This window comes from uncultured Rikenella sp. (genome assembly GCF_910577125.1).
Classification (GTDB): Bacteria; Bacteroidota; Bacteroidia; order Bacteroidales; family Rikenellaceae; genus Rikenella.
On sequence record NZ_CAJTMN010000179.1, the window covers coordinates 1 to 2,094 of the forward strand.

Below are 2,094 nucleotides of genomic sequence, written 5' to 3' on the forward strand. Positions count from 1 at the left end.
TAAAGTTTTTCTGGTTCTCTTTGTTCACAAAGAGAACAGTACCCTCCCGGGCAAATACGGATATTCGAACAGTTATTAAAGCATACCTGTTTGTTGGAACGCCTCCGGGAAGCCCAGCAAATGGAGCCGCAGCATGTTCAGCGCATGCGTCGCCGCCCGTTCGATGTTCTGTTCGCGGAGCTCCCCGAACCGCATCAGCCGGGCGAAAGTCTGTACCCCCGTTTCGCTGCCCGGTTCGCGCCACGCCAACCCCATCCAGACCGTTCCCACCGGTTTCTCCGGCGTTCCGCCTCCCGGCCCTGCCACGCCCGTTGTCGAGACGGCAAAGTCCGCCCCGAACCGTCGTAAAGCCCCTTCCGCCATCTGGCGCGCCACCGTCTCGCTCACCGCCCCGTGCCGTTCGATATCGGCCGCCGAGACCCCCAGCATCGCCGTTTTCGCCGCGTTGCTGTACGAAGTCACCCCCCCGAGGTAGTAGTCCGACGCCCCCGCCAGGGCCGTGATCCGGGCCGAGATACTTCCCCCCGTACACGACTCCGCGACAGCCAGCGTCGCCCCCCGCTCCGTCAGCAACTTCGCCACCGCCGACTCCACCGAAGCCGGTTCATATCCTAATAGGTACGGCGCAATGTACTCGTCGAGCGCCCGGAACCGCGCCTCGATCTCCGCCCGTGCCGCTTGCGGTTCGACGTCGTAGGCCGACAGCCGCAACCGAATCCCCCGCGGGTTGGGCAGGTAGGCCAGATGGAGCCACTCCGGCAGCGCCTCTTCCCACGGCGCGATGGTGGCCGCCAGCGCCGATTCGGCCAGCCCGAAAGTCATCATCGTGCGGTGTACCACCGCCCGGAGGTCGAAATGGCGGCGGATCTGCGGAATCACCTGCTCTTCGACCAGCGCCTTCATCTCGAACGGCACCCCCGGCAACGAAAAGAGCAGCCTCTCCCGCTCTCCTGCGTTGTGCACGAAGAGCATTCCGGGAGCCGTTCCCAGCCGGTTGGGCAGTGCCGTGCATCCCTCCGGCACATCGGCCTGGGCCTGGTTCAGCTCGTTGAACACGATGCCTCGTTCGGCCGTCATCCGGCGCACGTGTTCGAAGACCGCCTCGTCGCGCACCATCCGCCCTCCGGAGAAGAGTTCGGCGAGCGTCCGTTTCGTGATGTCGTCGCGCGTGGGCCCGAGGCCGCCGGTCATGATGACCGCGTCGGCCCGTTCCAGAGCCGTCCGAACCGCTTCTGTGATGTCGTTTGCCGTGTCGTGTACCGAGACGATCCGGTCGACCTGCGCCCCGATGTTTCCGAGCTCGCGTCCGATCCAGGCCGAGTTGGTGTCGACCACCTGTCCGATGAGCAGTTCGTCGCCCACCGTAATTAATTCGATGCTAACCATATTTTTCTCAGAGTAGATTGGATATAAGTGCGCGGCCAGAGAACGGGGCGAGGAGTTGGGTTACTCCAGCCATTTGCCCACCGCGGGCACGCGGGGCCTGCCCGGCCCGAGGGCAGTTGCAGCTCGACCGCGCGCCACGCCTTAAAAGGAAAATCATTCAAACAAATTTGGTTTGTTTGAATAAGATTTTCCAAGGCGCGCGGAGAGCAGACACAGCCAATAAAACACCCTGTGGGTGCGCCCCGGGCTACCGCGACTTCGGTTATACGGTCGCCGCAGGTGAGCTTGCCTATACCGGCGACCTCGGATTCAGCTGGTCCGCCACAGCGAGCGACATCAACGGAATATATCTGCATTTCGGTACGCGGGCTATTCTCTTCAGCTATGCGAACAGTCGCAGCCACGGTTTTCAGTTGCGTTGCCTCTCGGAAGAAACGGAAGCAGACACGGCCGCAGCGAAACGCAAGTTTCGCCCGTCCACGGGACGTGGGGCCTGGCCGGCCCGAGGCCAGTTCTATCCGGGGCAAAGCTTGAACCGCGCGCGACTGCTGGAAAAGGAAATCGTTCAAAGCGACTTGCGCATTGAACAAGATTTCCGCCAGCGCGCGGACAAAGAACAGCACCAAGCTCGACCGCGCGCCACGCCTTAAAAAGGGAATCGTCAAAATGTGTTAGCACATTTTGACAAGATTTCCCAAGGCGCGCGGA

2 protein-coding genes are annotated in these 2,094 nt (G+C 62.0%); one reads left to right on the forward strand and one right to left on the reverse strand.

Features of this window, described 5'->3' with window-relative positions; genetic code table 11:
- Window positions 1–75 precede the first annotated feature (75 nt).
- Complete coding sequence (locus QZ292_RS10335; RefSeq protein ID WP_294601268.1) at window positions 76–1,386, reverse strand: competence/damage-inducible protein A; 1,311 nt, start codon at window positions 1,384–1,386, stop codon at window positions 76–78.
- Between the two features lie 176 nt (window positions 1,387–1,562).
- On the opposite strand from QZ292_RS10335, the gene QZ292_RS10340 reads away from it, so the two are divergent.
- Window positions 1,563–2,036 carry a hypothetical protein gene (locus tag QZ292_RS10340; RefSeq protein ID WP_294601270.1) on the forward strand — a complete coding sequence of 158 codons (474 nt, stop codon included), beginning with the start codon at window positions 1,563–1,565 and terminating at the stop codon, window positions 2,034–2,036.
- The last annotated feature ends 58 nt before the right edge of the window (window positions 2,037–2,094 follow it).

Bases quoted from the DNA above. Each gene is read 5' to 3' on its own strand.
- QZ292_RS10335 (WP_294601268.1), bottom strand. From the start codon at position 1,386: ATGGTTAGCATCGAATTAATTACGGTGGGCGACGAACTGCTCATCGGA.